Below are 16364 nucleotides of genomic sequence, written 5' to 3'. Positions count from 1 at the left end.
CTGCGGTTCTGAAACGATGCACATCGTTGAGGGGACCGCGTTCAACAGGCTATTTAATGGCGCCGCCGTCTGTCCCATCAGAGAGACGGCTTTCGCCCGGGCGGCAATCGCCGCCGACATCCCGCTCAAGTCGACCTGCTTGTCGTATCCTCCCGCCAGCAGCACGATCGGCTCATCAAACGCCCGCAGCGCCACCTCGGTCGACTCGGGCGTTGTGGCAAGCGAGTCATTATAGAATTTGCGGCCTTCCACTTCGGCAATCAGTTGCAGGCGATGCGGCAGTGGTTTGTACGAGGAAATCCCTTCCCGGACACTCGTCTCGTTCGCCCCCATCGTGATCGCGGCAGTGATCGCGGCTAACGCATTCGCCACGTTGTGGTCTCCGGGCAGTGTCAACCACTCCCTCAGGGGCCAGCGCATCACAGAATTGCCCGAACGAACGACTGCCATCGGATGCTCATAATAGATCGCGGGCGAATCCCCCTGTTGCAGGCTGAACTCCCGGCGAATACCCCGCGTGCCCCACTGTTTGACGTCCAGGTCATCCCCATTCACGACTGCGACATCACTCTCACCTTGCCAGCGGAGCATTGTCTGCTTTGCAGAGCGGTAGTGATCGAGTCCGGGATGCCAGTCCAGATGGTTCGGAGCAAAATTTGTAATCACCGCCACATGGGGACTCACCTGCAACCGGTCCAGATCGGTCAGTTGAAAGCTGCTGAGCTCCAGTACAACCAGATCCGTTGGCCGGATCTGATCGACCTGGGGCAGCAGACTCTTGCCGATATTCCCTCCCAGCCAGACTCGACGGCCGGACTGAGAGGACAGGAACTTTTCCAGAATCGCGTAAATCAGTGCTGTCGTTGTCGACTTCCCATTGCTGCCGGTCACGCCAATGACAGGTGCTCGGTTCCATTTCCAGAACAGATTCATCTCACTCGTCAGCGGGACTCCGGCACCCAGAGCCGCGTTGAGATAGGGACAGTCGCGCTTGACGGCCGGATTCACCACCACCAGATCGGCAGAGGTGAAGTCGTCTTCGCGATGCTGCCCCAGAACCAGTCGATCGGGAGGGGTGTCCTTCAGTTCGTTTAATGCCTCGGCGAGAGTCTCGCTGGAACGACGATCCGTCACTGTGACTGATGCGCCACGTGAGACAAGAAAGCGAACCGCGCCGATGCCCCCGCCAAACGAGCCGAGACCCATGACGAGAACTCGCCGACCCCGGTAATCGTCAAAGGGGTGATCTGGAATCATGGGGACCGTGCCGACTGGACGTTCAGCAGCGTTGCTGCATCACGAAAATCCTTCAGGACGATGTCAGCCAGATGGGCGTAATCGGGGATTTCCTGCGGAGCGAACAACACGCTACGCATTCCGGCTCGACGCCCCGCTTCGATGTCGAAAAGGTAATCACCCACCATCACGATCTGCGTGACGGGGATCCCCCATTTCCGGGCGATCATGATCGGCCCTGCAGGATCAGGCTTGGGTGGAGCATCCTCACGCGTTACGACCTGTGAGAAGGTGAGATTCCACCGCCCCAGAGTCCGTTCGGCCGCCTCGCGCGAATTTCGCGTCAGCACGGCTGAGGGGATGCCCAGGTCGCGAATCTGGGCCAGGAACTGTGTCACGCCCGAAAAGAGGATCGCCTCATCCGCCCCTCGCAGCTCGTGGGCTCTCATGATGGCCACCATGCGGTCGCGCTGCGGACCTGCCGGAGTCTGTTCCAACCCTTCCAGAATGGGCATCCCCTGCGGCAAACCCATCTCGAGACGCATCGCATCGAAATCGAGTCGCGAATCGACCAGGGTCCCATCCAGATCGAAAATCACACCACGTACTTCAGTCATCGGAACGATCAAGCCCCTTTCGAAAACTCCGTCATCGCCGTAAAGGACCCGATCCGGATCGACTCACGACTGGCAAAGGGCTCACCAAACTTGCGACTGATGGACCAACCCCAGTAACGGGCACGATCTCGGATATCATCCAGCGGCGAAGGAAACTCCTGACTGCGACCAGCAAAGAACTGACTTTCGTAACAACGAACCGAGGCCATTTTCTCGTCGATCGCATCACTGATATCAAAGACAAACGCAGGCTGAGGATGAATTCGCAAGTGAATACTGAAGTAGTAAAGGATCTGCGGTGGGTGAAATGGTTCACCGGGCATGTCCGTGCGCGATAGCTTCGACCAGAACCGGGCTGCTTCGATCAGACTGGTCGCCGCGACGTGATCGGGATGACTGTCTTCCCAGTAAGGGGCGAGCAGGATCCGGGGTCGCACCTGTCGAAAGACACTTGCCAGTTTTCGACGGGCCGCCAACGTCGGTTCCAGCGAGCGGTTCGCCAGCCCCAGATTGTGCCTCCAATCCAGTTGCAGAATTTTTGTCGCCGCAGCAGTCTCTCGAGCACGAATCTCGGGCGAGCCGAAGGGGGTTGGTTCCCCATTGGTCAGATCCAGAACCCCGACACGCAGCCCCTGGCGACGACACTGGATCAAGGTCCCCCCCACGCTGATCTCAGCGTCATCGGGGTGCGGTGCAATCGCCAGAATGTCCAGCGGCGAGTCCAGTTGTTCCATAAGAAGTCGTCTCGACACAAGGAGAGGATTCTGGGATAAGCCGCGCGAGGTTTCTCCCAAACTCACGCTCGCCCAATTTACGTCCAAGCTTAACTCCGCAACCCCGTGGAGCCTAGTCATGCTGCGCCCCCGTCATTCGCTTGTCCTGCTGGTCGCCGGAATCAGCAGCCTGTCCGCCGGCTGTGCCTCAGTCGGAATCAAAAACGGCATCCCTTACTTCGCCAAGCACGAGCAGTGGGAACCGGAGACGGAAGAAGAAGACAAATGGGCATCAGTGGGAAAGATCGGACGGGGCAACCGACCCCTGGAAGACGAGCGAGATCCCGTTAAAGGGATGATCATGTCCAAACAGGCTCAAGACATCGAACGAAACCTGGGGTATAAGTGACCCTCGCCATCCGGGGCAATTCTTGCAATGTTTGAGAGGTCGGCCCACATTCGATTGAGTCGCTCCACGCAGACCAAATCGGCGGGGCGTCACCTCACAGGCGGGCTCACGCCGCACCTCCGCGCGTGCGACAGCCGCCCAAGACTCAAATCCCGAAAAAGCCTGCGACAAAATTCTTACAAAAGAGAAATATTAAACACTCTTGAAGTGTACGTTTGAACGCAACCCGCAACTTGGCGAGAGATTGTTGGAAACGTGTTCGAAAATCAAATCCCCAAATGACCAGTACCCCTGAAGCATTTATCTTAGCTCACCGCCACAGCGGGTTTCTCTAAGCAACGCATTTTCCGCATTCTTCAAGAAATCCAACAGCCCAGCTTACATTTCTGAGGAAATTGAGAAATCGCGTGGTATGAACAATCCTGAATTCGTGAACCCCCGCGCGAAAGCCATTCACTTTGAGGCTGGTAATGTAAAAATGGTAGCTACAATACAAGCGGTTGGCATTTTTCAACGCCCCGGCCAAGCGACTTGGCCAGTTGACGTTCAGTTTTGGAAGTAAAATTCTCCACGGTGTGGAGATTGGAGTGCCATCTTGCATGCCAGACCGGGGACTGGCATGATGTTCAAGTACCGGTTGCGACAGTGAATTACGAGGAGATTCGATCAGACCTGAGATCGACTTCCCTCTTAACCTCATCCAAACTCCCTGGGGACCAGGGAACGAGTCGGTCCGATTTTATCAGGCAGGCGGTTAGAAAAAGAGCAAAGCTTTGTTGCGGCTACGAGAGAACCCTGGTTGTTTTAAACCAACTCAGGCGCGCGTCGGATTCACCCTTATTGAGCTGTTGGTCGTGATTGCGATCATTTCCTTGCTGGTCAGTTTGTTGCTGCCGGCTGTTCAGCAGGCACGCGAAGCCGCAAATCGGATCCGCTGTCAGAATAACCTGAAGCAGCTTGGCCTCGCAATCCACAATTATCACGACACTCACAGCACCTTTCCTATCGGTGGGTTCGTGCAGCCACGGATCATGTCCAGCGGAGCACAATTTCCGCAGGCCGGCCCGTCGTTTTTTGTGGGCCTGCTTCCTCACCTCGATCAACAGGTCTTGTATAGCAAGCTCAACCTCTCCGCACCTGGAAGTGGCGATGTCTCGCTGGGACCAAACGGTCCGGCCGTCCGGGGTGCTTACATCCCAGCGTATCGCTGCCCCAGCTCCACTCTTGCCGAATTCTATCCTGTCGTTGCGATTCCCGTCCTCATGCCCTCGTATGTCGGCATTTCCGGGGCGACTGCGACTTCCCCAGGCAATCCTGATTTCCCGGAAACACGTGTGAAAAATTTCGCCGTGTGCTCTGGTGTGGTCGGCCAGATGTCCTGGGGGGGAGTCCTGCTCGCGAATGAAGTTAGGTCGATGCGCGATGTCCAGGACGGTAGCAGCAGCACCATTGTGATTGCTGAGTCCTCGGCACCCGTGACTGACGCCACCGGCCGAAAGCTCCGCATGGACGGCGGTTATCCAGTCAGTTGGTTGCGCAGCACCGACAGTTTTGGGACAGGCGCAAGCTACCAGAACCCCAACTCAAGGTTAGCTACCCGATGCTACAACCTGACCACGGTTCGTCACCCGGTCGGTATGCGTGAAGCCCCTGTTGAGGGAAGTGCATGCCAGGCGGGCACTCCGAATCGTCCGATCAACTCAGAACATGCTGGTGGCGCCGGAGCGCTTCAGTGTGATGGGTCAGTCAGGTTTCTGAGCAGCAGTATGGATATGTACCTGCTCAAGGCCCTGGCGACGCGGGACGACGGAGCCGCGATCAGTCTCGACTGACCACGGACAAGTCGCTCTCGCGAGTTTTGCTGCGTGTCGAATGGTTTCGAGTCACAAAGTATTGAAGGAGTAAGTACTGTGCGGCATTTTCTACTCAGCTTGGCGATTTGCCTCAGTTCAAGTGTCAGCCTGATGGCGGAGGAATTACGTTACTGTCTTTACTGGCCAGTCTACATCGATGGCGGGACGGCCCTTTATGTATCAGACATGATTGACATTTCGAACGCCTACCCCTGCAGCGACGCCTACTTCTGCTACTACTGGGCTGACTCTGACGATCCAAACGTGCCGGAAAACTGCCCTAACTGCGTCCACACACTGTTCGCCCGAGCAGCAAATGTCAGCTCCAAGGACCAGCCTGCGAAGAAAGATCCTTTTGCCGGGCTCCGGAAGCCTTTTTCAAGCAAATCGGAATTTGCCCAACTGGTCCCCACGAAATGGCAGCGAATCGATGCCGATGCCGAAGGAACCTATACATGGAATCCCCGTGATGGTGTGACCTGCCAGAACAGTCGCGTAGTGACTGTGAAAACCGAATTGGGTGAGAAGGTTCAGGTCAAAATCTTTGACCTCAAGTTCAGCCCAGGCCGCGCAGGTGTCATCCAAAGTTCCGCTCCGTCCAAGACAGCCAAACTTGGTTATGAGATCACTGATGCATCGCAATCCAATGTTTCGACTTACGTACCTAAGAAGATGCCGAACGTCGATTCGGCCTACCAGGGCGTGATCAATGTCGATGGCGCTAATTACACTATCATTTCAAAAGCACCACTGTTCCGCGAATAAAACGCTCAGCATTGCTGTTCCGAACAGCGGAAGTCTCAACTGCCGCTGACATCAGAAACTCCCTCACTTCGCCCGTGAGGGAGTTTTCTTTTGGTAAGACATAAAATCAGCAGCGGATCGATGCGGTCGTGCACTCCGAACAGTTCTGACCCCGGTCCACCCTTCGGTGAAGTACTCGATCTGAACCTTGGAATGCGAAGTTGCTTCTGACGCTTCAGACAAGGGACCGTTTCGAATAATGCGTGTCCTCGACTCAAGATCGCCGAGCGAGGCCCGTTTCCCTTGAAGCGTACCAGCTGCTGCGGGACGAGTCGCGGTCCACTCCCACAGCCCCGAGTGAACACCGGAAATTCTCGCATTCTCCAGCCGCCCGTCGCGGTCCGCAGCCGCCTCCAGGGCCGCAAGTTCCGCAGCAAACGGCACTCGCTTCCCCGTCCGTTCTGCATGTGAAAGAGCCTCGTCATACCTGACTGAAGCCAAGGGCGGCATATCCGATACCTTGGCCCTGTTTGGCGAGAACTGCTCAATCAAATCCACCTGGACTTCGTTCAGGTCAGCGTAAAACGCGGGAACGACCACCATGTCAGGGGCCGTATTCGTATCCGGAGACATCAGCACGGGTGACTCAACCAGCGAGTCTTCCACGTAGAACATCGGGGTAGTCGTGTCCGCCGGAGGAATCACGATCCTCGGCAGCACCACCCGGCCAGAACTGTCTTTCTTCCAGAAGTTATGGTTACGAGCAAACGAGGCCCCTTCTTCGGCTTCAGGAACGCGCCGGAACACTTCGTGGAATCGAGCCGTGCCGTCGCGACCTCCGCTTCCATTCAACACAGCGACGATGAAGTAGTCACCTGGTGGCAATTTGGCGCGAAGCGGAGTGACACCGCGTAAATTGTGGATCTTTTCAGGGTCTGGCTCACCCGTAACGGGGTCAAGTTCGACCGCAGTGATGGAGCAGCCGGGTGGATCTGTCTGAAAGACAACTTGTTGTCGGAACGGGGCAGGCAACGATGCCCACCAGAAGGTGGCAATCACCCCGACTCCCGCAATCATGCCTAGCCACCAGTGGCGTGCGCGGTGATAGTGCTTCGTCAGCCGTTTGGTCATATGGTAATGCCATGGCCGCGTCACCCCCTGAATCACCTCACCATCCAGATATCGTTCGAGATCGTTTTGCAGATCCCGCGCATGAGCATATCGGTCTTCGGGAGACTTCTTCAGACACTTCAGGCAGATATCTGCCAGGTCGGGGGGAATCCTGGGATTGATCGCCCTGGGATGCACAGGCTCTTCATGAAGAACCTGCGAAATCACCATCAACTCTTCGCCACGGAACGGCAACTGTCCCGTCAGCAGTTCGTAAAGAATGACCCCGAGGGAGTAAATGTCACTGCGACGATCCACCGCGTCATGGTCCGCACGCGCCTGCTCGGGCGACATATATTCAATCGTGCCCATGACTTTGCCAGGCGTTGCCAGTGCATCGTCACCGAATTCATGCTTCGCGAGACCAAAATCGGCAATCAGCGGTTCCCCCGCCAGATTCATCAGCACATTCGACGGCTTCAAATCGCGGTGGATCACGCCATTGGTATGAGCGAACTGGACGGCATTCGCGAGCTTCTTCACCAATTGGGCAGCCGAGATGGGGTCAACGACGCGATCGCGACGCCATTCTTTCAGATTACAGCCCTCAATGTAGTGCGTTACAATGGCAAACGCGTCTTCATCAATATCGTAAACTTCGACGATATTGGGATGATGCAGTTTCGCATTGGTCTGGGCCTCATGCATGATGGCAGAGAAGTTTCGCGTTGCCGCAGCGCCTTTGTTGGCCAGCTTGACGGCGACTTCTCGTGTCAACTTGAGATCATAAGCTTTCCAGACCGTTCCAAAGCCCCCCTCTCCGGCTTTCTTGATCAACTGGAAACGCTTCAGTTGTGGCAAGACTTTCGAGTCAGTTTCTGCATCGGGATTCATCTTAGTTTTGGTGAGCCCCGCCCCTCCCTTTCCCTCGACTAGTTCTTCATAGAGAGGCTGCAACACGTCGATCGATTCAGGGAAACGCTCGAAGTAGGCCGAGAAATCGGCCGTTCCGCAATGGCGCGCGTACTGGTACTCGATTTCAACAAGCTTGCGCAGCAGGGGACGTCGCTCTGCCGTCTTGATACGATCGAGGTAGTCTTCGATCTTCGGATTGGCGTTGCTCCAGACTCGCGCATCAAACTCATCGCAGATTTTCGCAACCAGATCGTGGGGTGAATAGATCTGCGTCTCTTTATCGGTTAAGACGGTTTTACTCACGTGGAGTTTGCGCGACATGACTCTTCCAATCGGGGACAGCCCCACCACCAGACTCGGGGCACTTTTCGATCCGGACAGTTTCGGCGTTTAACTGGTTCATTGTGGGGTTCTCGCGGCCTGTTCCGCAAGTCGCCACCACATCAAATCGGTCAAATCAGATACTAGAGAGTGCGTCAAACCGAAAAACAGGCTTGACAAATCAGACGTTTCGTCTGTTAATAGTTATTGCCTTCTCCGCTCCCGCAACAAATGTGCAAAATCACGTCGAATCCCTGGGGCGGCCGAGTCATCTGATCACTCGCATGTACAGAATTCACAACACGATTTACAGCCTCGAGATCCGTTTGATCGACCCGTCAACCGTTCTATTTGAGACGTCCTCTCCATAGCCCACAGCCAATGAGAGTGCCTGACCATGATCCTCAAGAACTGCATCCGCCCCGGGTCGCACTCTCACCCCTTGAGGATGTCCGAAGCAGCATCCGTGCCCTCCTTGAAGCAGCTCCGCGGTGCCACGGCTTGCCCCCTCTCTGGCGCCCTGTGGGGGATCCTTTTCCTCGGCGCTCTGATTCTATCACGTCCGGTCAAGGCCGACGACGCGCAGCACCTGGCAGACCTGATTGATCGCCACATCGAAGCTCGCTGGGAATCAGATGGGGTGACCCCTGCACCGATTGCGGACGACGCAGAATACCTGCGCCGGGTATATCTGCACATCGGCGGGACGATCCCCACCGTGGCACAGACTCGCCGTTTTCTCGCCAGTGAGTCTCCCCAAAACCGCCGACTCGAGGTCGAAGATCTGCTGGAAGGTCCGCAATATATCACGAACTTCAGCAACTTCTGGACACGGGTCCTGATGCCCGAATCCGGAACGGACATTCAGAACAGGGCTCAGCGGCCCGGTTTTCAGGCCTGGCTCCGTCAGCATCTGGCGCGAAACACCCACTACAACGCAATCGTCTACGAACTCCTGACGACTCCACTCGCGGGAGATCGTTCCATGAATGTCGCGATGCAATCGACCGGGCCACTTACCCCCATTGCCTTTTTTACCACCAAGCAGATCAAACCAGAGAATCTGGCTGCCGCCACTTCGCGGATGTTCATGGGGATTCGGATCGAATGTGCTCAATGTCACAATCATCCCCACGACGACTGGAAACAAGAGCAATTCTGGGGCTATGCCGCGTTCTTTGCCGGGATCGAACGCACCAGCCGGGACGAGAACGCCCTCGGTCAGGTCAAAGAAGTCTTCGATCGGCGCGAATTGACGATTCCCGAACAGGAAACCGTTGTCCAGGCGATGTATCTCGACGGAAGCCAGCCCCAATGGCGATCAAAGGTCAGCTCCCGTCGGACACTCGCCGACTGGCTCACAACCAAACAAAATCCTTACTTCTCAAAAGCCGTGGTGAACCGGCTGTGGGGACACTTCTTCGGCGTCGGAATTGTTGATCCCATCGATGATTTCGGCGGACCGAATCAGCCCAGCCATCCCGAACTGCTCGAAGCGCTCGCCTTGGATTTTGCCGAACATGATTTTGATTTGAAGTACTTTATCCGGGGCCTGACGGCGTCGAAGACCTACCAGCGATCAAGCCGGATGACACATGCATCACAAGGCGAACCACAGCAGTTCGCAAGGATGACGGTTCAGGGACTGACGGGTGAGCAGCTATTTGATTCCATGGCTGTCGCGGTCGGATATCTCGAACCCTTCCAGCCGATACAGCCATTTCAGCTCGATCGCCCCGGACCTCGAACGGAATTTCTGGAACTGTTCGATTCGAACAGTGATTCCCCGACCGAGCGTCAGACATCAATCCTGCAGGCACTGGCAATGATGAACGGTCAGTTTTCGACCTCTGTCACCAGCCTGGAACAAAGTTCGACACTATCCGCCGTTGCGGAATTTCCCTGGATGAAGACAGCGGACCGGATTGATGCCCTGTATCTGGCCACCCTGACTCGCAAACCGCGACCTGAAGAACGAGAGCGATTAACTCAATACGTCGACTCTGGCGGCCCTGCGGAAAATCCCAAGCAGGCTCTGGCCGACGTCTTCTGGGCCCTGCTGAACAGCTCGGAATTTCTCTTCAACCACTAATGACGTCAGTCTTATCGAGCCAACCCGGAATCAGAAGGCGGAAAGGAACGATGGCCTGAAACTGTGCTCTGGTGTCACGCAGTCTCATGTCCTTCGGTCTCTTGCAAGCCGCCACCGCGAAACATCCCAACCTCAGACCGGAGCATGACCATGGCTGCTGAGTCTTCCCTTTCCCGTCGCGACATGATGAAACGGCTGTCCGCCTATGGAGCCTTCGGCGCTTCCATGTCGGGCTGGCTTCCCGCATTCGCGAACAACACCGCCGGTCAAACAACGGAACGTCAGCGATCCGTGATCCTGTTGTGGATGACTGGTGGCCCCCCCCAGACAGACACGTTCGACATGAAACCGGGCCACGCGAACGGAGGACAATTCAAACCGATCGAGACCTCGGTTCCTGGGGTTCAGATCTGCGAGCATCTTCCGCAAGTCGCGCGGCTGATGCAGTACTGTGCCCCCATCCGTTCGATGAGCACCAAGGAAGGAGACCATACGCGGGCCACCTACCTGCTCCGTACCGGCAATCTGCCGCAAGGTCCCATTGATTACCCCACGCTTGGATCGCTCTTCAGCAAGGAACTGGGACAAGAAGACTCGGATCTCCCGAATTTTGTCGCGGTCGCACCCTACACACAGTTCAGCCCGGCAGCCTACGGGCCAGGGTTTCTCGGTCCCAAGTTCGCCCCCCTCATCGTGGGCGATGCCAACCCGCTCGGGAACGCGAACCAGATGAACTACGACCGGTCACTGGCCGTCAAGAACCTGTCGCTACCCCTGGGAATCGACATCGCACGGGCGGATGCACGGTTATCTCTCCTGGCGGACATGGAAACGGACTTTGCAAGTACCCGGCCGGGACTCACGGCCGAAAGCCACCAGTCAGCCTACTCCGCAGCGGTCCGTATGATGCGTTCAGAAGCGGTTAAAGCCTTTAATCTCGATGACGAAAACGCGAAGCTTCGTGACGCGTACGGACGTAATCAGTTCGGCCAGGCCTGCCTGCTTGCGCGAAGACTCGTGGAACGAGGCGTCCCGTTCGTGGAGGTTTCGCTAAATGGCCTGGGTAATGGCCAGTCATTCGCGTGGGACACTCACTTGCAAAACTTCACATCCGTCAAAGGTCTGCTGGAGGCCCTGGACCCCGCCTGGGCGACGCTGATGACCGACCTGAAGGATCGCGGGCTGCTTGATTCAACCATGATTGTGTGGATGGGAGAATTCGGACGCACCCCGCGAATCAATGAACAGGCGGGTCGCGATCACTTCCCAAATGCCTGGTCGACCGTGCTCTGCGGTGGAGGGATCCGGGGTGGACAAGTCGTCGGGAAAACGAGCGAAGATGGAATGAAGGTCGAAGAGCGTCCCGTTTCCGTCCAGGATCTCTTCGCGACTCTGTGCAAAGGGCTGGGGCTGGATTCGATGAAGCAGAACATCTCGAACGTGGGTCGCCCTATTCGACTCGCAGATCCGACTGCCAAACCGATCGAAGAAATCGTCGGCTGAACCACCCTGCAAGACGGCTGAAATGGAATCGCCTTTCGGGTGAAGTTGCAGCGAGACCGCACTTCAAAAACTCATCTGGCCGCACCAACCCCAACATCAGAAGTGCCTCGGTGTCATTATGAAACGGCTATTCTGCCTGCTGAATCTCCTGGCGCTGCCGCTGTGGGCCAGTGACGCCCCCGATGAAGCCGCCTACTCGGTCTACCTGGGTGAGAACGGTGTGCTCGTCCTCAAACTGATCATCGAGGTCGAAGGATCGACACCCCGCGGAGCGTTCGAGCATTACATTGATCATCTGATGAAATCGCTGGACAGCAACGGTGACGGCACGGTCACCACGAACGAAACGAACGGTAAATACCTGACGGCCAACGACGCTCGACAAGCTCAATTGACGCCTTCCAGCGAAACCGTTGCCCGGAATCTCGTTCCTGATACGAGCCCTGCCGACGGCAAGATTACCCGTCAGGAATTTCTCGCGTACTATCGACGCATCGGCCTGAATCCCTTCGTCGCCTTTTTCCAGCCGAATGCAGAACCGCAGAACGGGAATCGGCAACCACGTCGAGGGACAAGTCCGTCGGAGACCTCACTTTTTCTGCAACTGGACACCAATCGCGATGGCAAGCTCTCGGCCGATGAGTTGACCGGTGCGCTGCAGACACTACGGAAACTCGACCTGGACCATGACGAAACCATCAGCGCTGCGGAACTCAATCCCCTCACCGATACGGTCGTCAACCAGCAGCGACTCCCGCAGACTCAGGATCGAATGGGGTCGACGAGCCCTTTCCTGGGTGCGGGCTTCGATGAATCCCTGCAGAAGCAAGTCCGTCGCCTGATCGAGAAATATGACACGACCGACCCACTCAAGTCGGGATTACCTGGTTCCAGGGTCCGCAATCAGAAACTCAGCCCCCAGGAAATCGGGCTGTCACAAACCGCGTTCACCCGCTACGACGGCGATGGGGACGGCCAGCTTGACTTTGATGAACTCCGTCAGTTTCTGACACACCCGGAACCAACGATCATCATCACATTCAATCTAGGCGAAGATAGCCCCTTAAGCACTCATACAGTGACGGACGAACTTCAGGATAAAGTCAAAATCAGCCCTGACGGCTCTGCCAATATTAACTTGGGAAGCACCCAACTATGCCTGGTCAAGAACAACGTTTCGCGGGTGCCATCGGCGGACCAATTTCTGAAGCCCCAGTTCATGGCAGCGGATGCGGATGCAAACGGGTACCTGGAGAAAAGCGAGGCCGATCGTGCCTTCTTCTTCGGCGCAACATTCCAGGACCTGGATGCGGACAAGAATGAAAAGCTATTCCTTGAAGAAGTCGTCGCCTACTTTCAGCTCCGATTCGGTGTTGCCCGCAGCCGCGTCGTCCTGAATATCAATGAGCAGGGCCGCACCTTGTTCGAGATCCTGGATACAGATCGAGACCGTCGTCTCTCGTTCCGTGAACTCAAGTCGGCGGCAGAGAAACTCGCCCTCTGGGACAAAGACGGGGATGGACTCTTGTCCGACTCAGAAGTCCCGCTGCAGTATCGTCTGGTTGTCGCACAAGGGACGCTGCCCGCCCTGGAAGGCAATGTCGATCGCGGCAACCAGACAGGAACGCTGGCGGAACTGACAACGGGACCGCTCTGGTTTCGTAAAATGGACAAAAACCGCGACGGTGAAGTATCGCAACGTGAGTTCCTGGGCGACCTCTCGCTCTTTGAGCAGTTCGACCAGAACAAGGATCAGTACATCGACCTGACAGAAGCCCTTTCCGCTCCCGTTGAATCGTTAAAGTGACCGCAATCCAGGTCCCCGCTCATCGTGTCGACGGCCAGAGCAATGTCCTGAGAGGCTTCAGCCGTATTGCGACATCCCTTCTCACATGTCGACCTGCTTCACAGGTGAGTACGGTCCGCCGATCGATCTCGCGCACAGCTCTCTAAATCACGTTGCCGCTTAGGTACCGATGTGACGAGCCCCTCATCGCGGGGCTCGTCCTCCGCAATGTAGAGCTTTTCTCAAATGACAATTCACCCGCGTGGCCGACAGAGCCAATGCGTGTATGGTGCACTAACATCTCTGGGGAAATCGAAGTATAAGATCGAATGTAGCATTACTATGGAAACAGAGAGACGGAAATCAATTGACGACTCTCTCCGCTCCGTGCATGAGGTCGACCGAGGTTTACGATTGACGTTTGAGTACTAATCCGCATTCGCGGATACGACCACCCGCTTACACGACGAATCGCGAAGACTGCGAGTTCGTTATTCTCGCCGGGGAAAAACACATGAATTCGCTCAATGACGAGGCGACCCGTTTGGAAGAGGATGATTTTATCCCACGAACGGCAGGTCCACCCCTCTATCGGCGTCAAGATTACGTCGGAGCCACTCGACACGCCCTCATCTTTGCCATCGACGGATTTGTTCTTCAACTGATATGCCTGATCTTACTTGACATTGACGCAGCGATTTTCAACTCGTCTAAGACGGCTCCCGCAAACGCATATAACGTGGTGGGACTGAGTGCCTGTCTCGTCGTCTGCTGGTTTTATCTCGCGGTTCTTAAACCCTCGCGATTCCGTTCGCCTGGTTACTGGATCACAGACGCCCGGATCGTGACGATTCATGGCCAGCCCCCCTCTCCCTGGCGGATGACCAAACGGCTAATCTGGTCCGTGCTCAGCATTTGCTGCTACTACCCGGTCAGCATCGTCACCGACCTCCTGTGGACGGCTGTTGAGGACGAACGGCAGATGCTCCGGGATCTGGTATTCGAGACTCGACTCATTCGCAACAAGGCCGTCCCCACGGGAACCGGCAGAATCTCGCGCCGATTCGTGACCGCGATGGGAATCGTGATCTCTTACCCATGCGTCTGCGAAAGAGTAAAAGCTCCGCCCAAAACCTGACCCAGCAAGCGAAATCCTCATTCCTGAAATCTGTAGGCCTGATCAACCGGCAAGTCGTAGCGAAAGGGATTGATCCGGGCAGAGACCTTGCCATTTGCATTGAATGGTCGAGCCTGACATCTTGCGGTGTGGTCCTCGTGACGATGCCTGCCTGATCAGTTTGCCGTGCAAATTGATTGGGAAGTCGGGACAATCACGTTAAAGTCATTTCAGATTCCCGCGTCACGAACGGTCACTGGAAAAGTTTTCCAGGGGATTCCAAAACAGGCGGGATCGTTTCACATCTCACGAAGGGGCAGCATGTTCGATACCTTGAAGCAGGCTGTGTTTGCCAGTATCGGTTTGGCAGATTTGACACGAGAGAAAGTGGAAGGAGTCGTTGCGGAGGTTGCGCGACGGGCAAAACTATCCGAGGCAGACGCTGCGGAATTTCAAGCGGAACTGAACGAACGCGTCGAGAAGGCACGAGCCGAACTCGGTGCGGAGATCGATCGCAGGATCGATCAGGCATTCATTCAGTTAGGACTACTGAAAGCGAACGTAAAGCACGAAGCGGAAAGTGTCGGCAGTACCGTCCAGAAGCTGACAGATCAAAGCCTCGATACTGTCCTGTCGAGAGCGGGAGTGGCGCGCCAGGAGGACATCGATTCTCTCACACAGCGGATTGAACTGTTGGAAAAGAAACTAGCCGAAAAGTGTTCCTGAGAGTCCGTTCTGCGAACACCTTGTCGAAGCTCTTTCGAGAAACAAATTGCACGCGTAGTCTGGCTAACAGACTACGCGGGTTTGCATCACCAACATTTGACCTATTTTGCGTGAGAACGAAGGCCATCCTCATTCAGCCGAAACTCAATCTTCGAGTTTGACAAAGGCGACTGCGTTGTTGTTGTTCATGGGAATAATGAGCTGCTTCTGCTTTGAGTCGTAGCCCATCGAAGCCGCGCTGGGGATCCCTGCGGCAATCACCTTGACAGGTTGGCCTGGACGAATTTCCGAGATGCTTCCGAAGCGGACGCTGCTGACATACTTCGTCCCATCCGGAAGGATGACCAGCCCATCATTGCCTCCTTCCGCCGAGTGTTCGGTGCGGATCAACCTGGCTGATGCCGGATCAAACGTCAGCAGGGCATTGTTTCCCACGTTCACGACAACAACGTGCCCCTCCTGATCAATCGCCACGCCGTTGGGACTGACGAGGGGTTCGCCTTCCACAAACGTCGTCACCACACCATCGCGGGTGATTTTATAGACACGGCTTTCTGGCCGGGTGTTCGAAACGAAGATGGTCCCCTCTTTGGTCACAGCAATCCCGTTAAGAAACGTAGCCCCTTCGACGGGATAGGCACGGCCCGGCTTCCCCGTCGCCAGATCAAACGTGCGCACGACATCAATGTCTGCGGCGTAAAGGACTCCGTTCTGGATGGCACTGCCGAGCGGATGATTGAGCGTCAGTCCGTCGCGAGTGGCACCGATCCACTTGGCCGTGTGGACGGACCCATCCGGGTGCAGCAGCGAGACGTATCCGTCGTTGGGTTCCTGAGCCTGAGGAACACCTGCGTTCATGACCACAATCAGATTTCGACCGGGATCATACGTGCAACTTTCCGCAAAGCGAAAACTTCCGTAGACTTTGACGTTGCTGGTCATCTTTACAAATTGCCCAGCTTCATTGACGGAACCCAGGGGCTGGCCCGCCTGAAACTCGTTGGAAGCCCCAGCGGGTGCTTGTGCAAAAGCACCACACGTGGTCAGCATCCATACACACGCAGACAATGCGAAAGTAACCTTCATGCATACGACTCCTCAGTTGATGTCACTCATCAGCAGAAATTCGACCAGCCCATTAGGTCCCGAGGCCCTGGACGAGTAAACTCGACACTGTACCGGACAGCTTACCGCATCACCCCCGCAGGTGATGGAACATTCC

General features: G+C 56.0%; 13 protein-coding genes. 8 read left to right on the top strand and 5 right to left on the bottom strand.

The window, feature by feature from the left end:
• From murD to bshB1, 3 genes are all read right to left on the bottom strand, one after another.
• Positions 1-1257 (bottom strand): UDP-N-acetylmuramoyl-L-alanine--D-glutamate ligase (gene murD / locus VGE80_RS17365; RefSeq protein ID WP_440593544.1); only part of this gene is annotated, 1257 nt, incomplete at its 3' end.
• Positions 1254-1853, bottom strand: a complete 600-nt coding sequence (locus tag VGE80_RS17360; protein ID WP_397568691.1) for an HAD family hydrolase — start codon at positions 1851-1853, stop codon at positions 1254-1256. The genes murD and VGE80_RS17360, both read right to left, overlap by 4 nt.
• Before the next feature lie 8 nt (positions 1854-1861).
• A complete protein-coding gene (gene bshB1, locus VGE80_RS17355) occupies positions 1862-2587 on the bottom strand; it encodes a bacillithiol biosynthesis deacetylase BshB1 (protein WP_373653827.1) in 726 nt (241 codons plus the stop codon).
• Between the two features lie 118 nt (positions 2588-2705).
• On the opposite strand from bshB1, the gene VGE80_RS17350 reads away from it, so the two are divergent.
• The 3 genes from VGE80_RS17350 to VGE80_RS17340 all read left to right on the top strand — a co-directional run bounded on the left by VGE80_RS17350 (position 2706) and on the right by VGE80_RS17340 (position 5593).
• Complete coding sequence (locus VGE80_RS17350; protein WP_373653746.1) at positions 2706-2975, top strand: hypothetical protein; 270 nt, start codon at positions 2706-2708, stop codon at positions 2973-2975.
• 773 nt (positions 2976-3748) lie between these two features.
• Positions 3749-4807 carry a DUF1559 domain-containing protein gene (locus tag VGE80_RS17345; RefSeq protein ID WP_397568690.1) on the top strand — a complete coding sequence of 353 codons (1059 nt, stop codon included), beginning with the start codon at positions 3749-3751 and terminating at the stop codon, positions 4805-4807.
• A gap of 78 nt (positions 4808-4885) precedes the next feature.
• Entirely contained in the window at positions 4886-5593 is a 708-nt protein-coding gene (locus VGE80_RS17340) for a hypothetical protein (RefSeq protein WP_373653748.1), read from the top strand.
• A gap of 63 nt (positions 5594-5656) precedes the next feature.
• Here the strand turns inward: VGE80_RS17340 and VGE80_RS17335 are convergent, their stop codons facing one another.
• Positions 5657-7918, bottom strand: coding sequence for a serine/threonine-protein kinase (locus VGE80_RS17335; RefSeq protein WP_397568688.1), 2262 nt, complete (start codon positions 7916-7918; stop codon positions 5657-5659).
• 466 nt (positions 7919-8384) lie between these two features.
• Here VGE80_RS17335 and VGE80_RS17330 point away from each other — a divergent pair, with 466 nt between their 5' ends.
• From VGE80_RS17330 to VGE80_RS17310, 5 genes are all read left to right on the top strand, one after another.
• On the top strand, positions 8385-10010 hold the full coding sequence (locus tag VGE80_RS17330) for a DUF1549 and DUF1553 domain-containing protein (RefSeq protein WP_440593543.1): 1626 nt from the start codon (positions 8385-8387) through the stop codon (positions 10008-10010).
• Between the two features lie 144 nt (positions 10011-10154).
• Positions 10155-11513 (top strand): DUF1501 domain-containing protein, encoded by a 1359-nt coding sequence (locus VGE80_RS17325; protein ID WP_440593542.1) that lies wholly within the window; start codon positions 10155-10157, stop codon positions 11511-11513.
• Positions 11514-11631: 118 nt separating this feature from the next.
• Positions 11632-13320 carry a hypothetical protein gene (locus tag VGE80_RS17320; protein ID WP_440593541.1) on the top strand — a complete coding sequence of 563 codons (1689 nt, stop codon included), beginning with the start codon at positions 11632-11634 and terminating at the stop codon, positions 13318-13320.
• 493 nt (positions 13321-13813) lie between these two features.
• Positions 13814-14437 (top strand): RDD family protein, encoded by a 624-nt coding sequence (locus VGE80_RS17315; RefSeq protein WP_373653753.1) that lies wholly within the window; start codon positions 13814-13816, stop codon positions 14435-14437.
• Between the two features lie 300 nt (positions 14438-14737).
• Complete coding sequence (locus VGE80_RS17310) at positions 14738-15142, top strand: phasin family protein (protein ID WP_440593540.1); 405 nt, start codon at positions 14738-14740, stop codon at positions 15140-15142.
• Between the two features lie 144 nt (positions 15143-15286).
• Here the strand turns inward: VGE80_RS17310 and VGE80_RS17305 are convergent, their stop codons facing one another.
• Complete coding sequence (locus VGE80_RS17305) at positions 15287-16228, bottom strand: SMP-30/gluconolactonase/LRE family protein (protein ID WP_440593539.1); 942 nt, start codon at positions 16226-16228, stop codon at positions 15287-15289.
• Between the last annotated feature and the right edge of the window lie 136 nt (positions 16229-16364).

Source organism: Schlesneria sp. (assembly GCF_036405755.1).
Taxonomy (GTDB): domain Bacteria; phylum Planctomycetota; class Planctomycetia; order Planctomycetales; family Planctomycetaceae; genus Schlesneria; species Schlesneria sphaerica.
Note: the sequence above shows the minus strand (reverse complement) of the source record. Positions and strands in the feature narration are given on the sequence as shown.

Excerpts from the sequence above, each read along its gene's own strand:
- VGE80_RS17360 (WP_397568691.1), bottom strand. The coding sequence starts at position 1,853 with ATGACTGAAGTACGTGGTGTGATTTTCGATCTGGATGGGACCCTGGTC.
- bshB1 (WP_373653827.1), bottom strand. The coding sequence starts at position 2,587 with ATGGAACAACTGGACTCGCCGCTGGACATTCTGGCGATTGCACCGCAC.
- VGE80_RS17350 (WP_373653746.1), top strand. The coding sequence starts at position 2,706 with ATGCTGCGCCCCCGTCATTCGCTTGTCCTGCTGGTCGCCGGAATCAGC.
- VGE80_RS17335 (WP_397568688.1), bottom strand. The coding sequence starts at position 7,918 with ATGTCGCGCAAACTCCACGTGAGTAAAACCGTCTTAACCGATAAAGAG.
- VGE80_RS17325 (WP_440593542.1), top strand. The coding sequence starts at position 10,155 with ATGACCATGGCTGCTGAGTCTTCCCTTTCCCGTCGCGACATGATGAAA.
- VGE80_RS17320 (WP_440593541.1), top strand. The coding sequence starts at position 11,632 with ATGAAACGGCTATTCTGCCTGCTGAATCTCCTGGCGCTGCCGCTGTGG.
- VGE80_RS17315 (WP_373653753.1), top strand. The coding sequence starts at position 13,814 with ATGAATTCGCTCAATGACGAGGCGACCCGTTTGGAAGAGGATGATTTT.
- VGE80_RS17310 (WP_440593540.1), top strand. The coding sequence starts at position 14,738 with ATGTTCGATACCTTGAAGCAGGCTGTGTTTGCCAGTATCGGTTTGGCA.
- VGE80_RS17305 (WP_440593539.1), bottom strand. The coding sequence starts at position 16,228 with ATGAAGGTTACTTTCGCATTGTCTGCGTGTGTATGGATGCTGACCACG.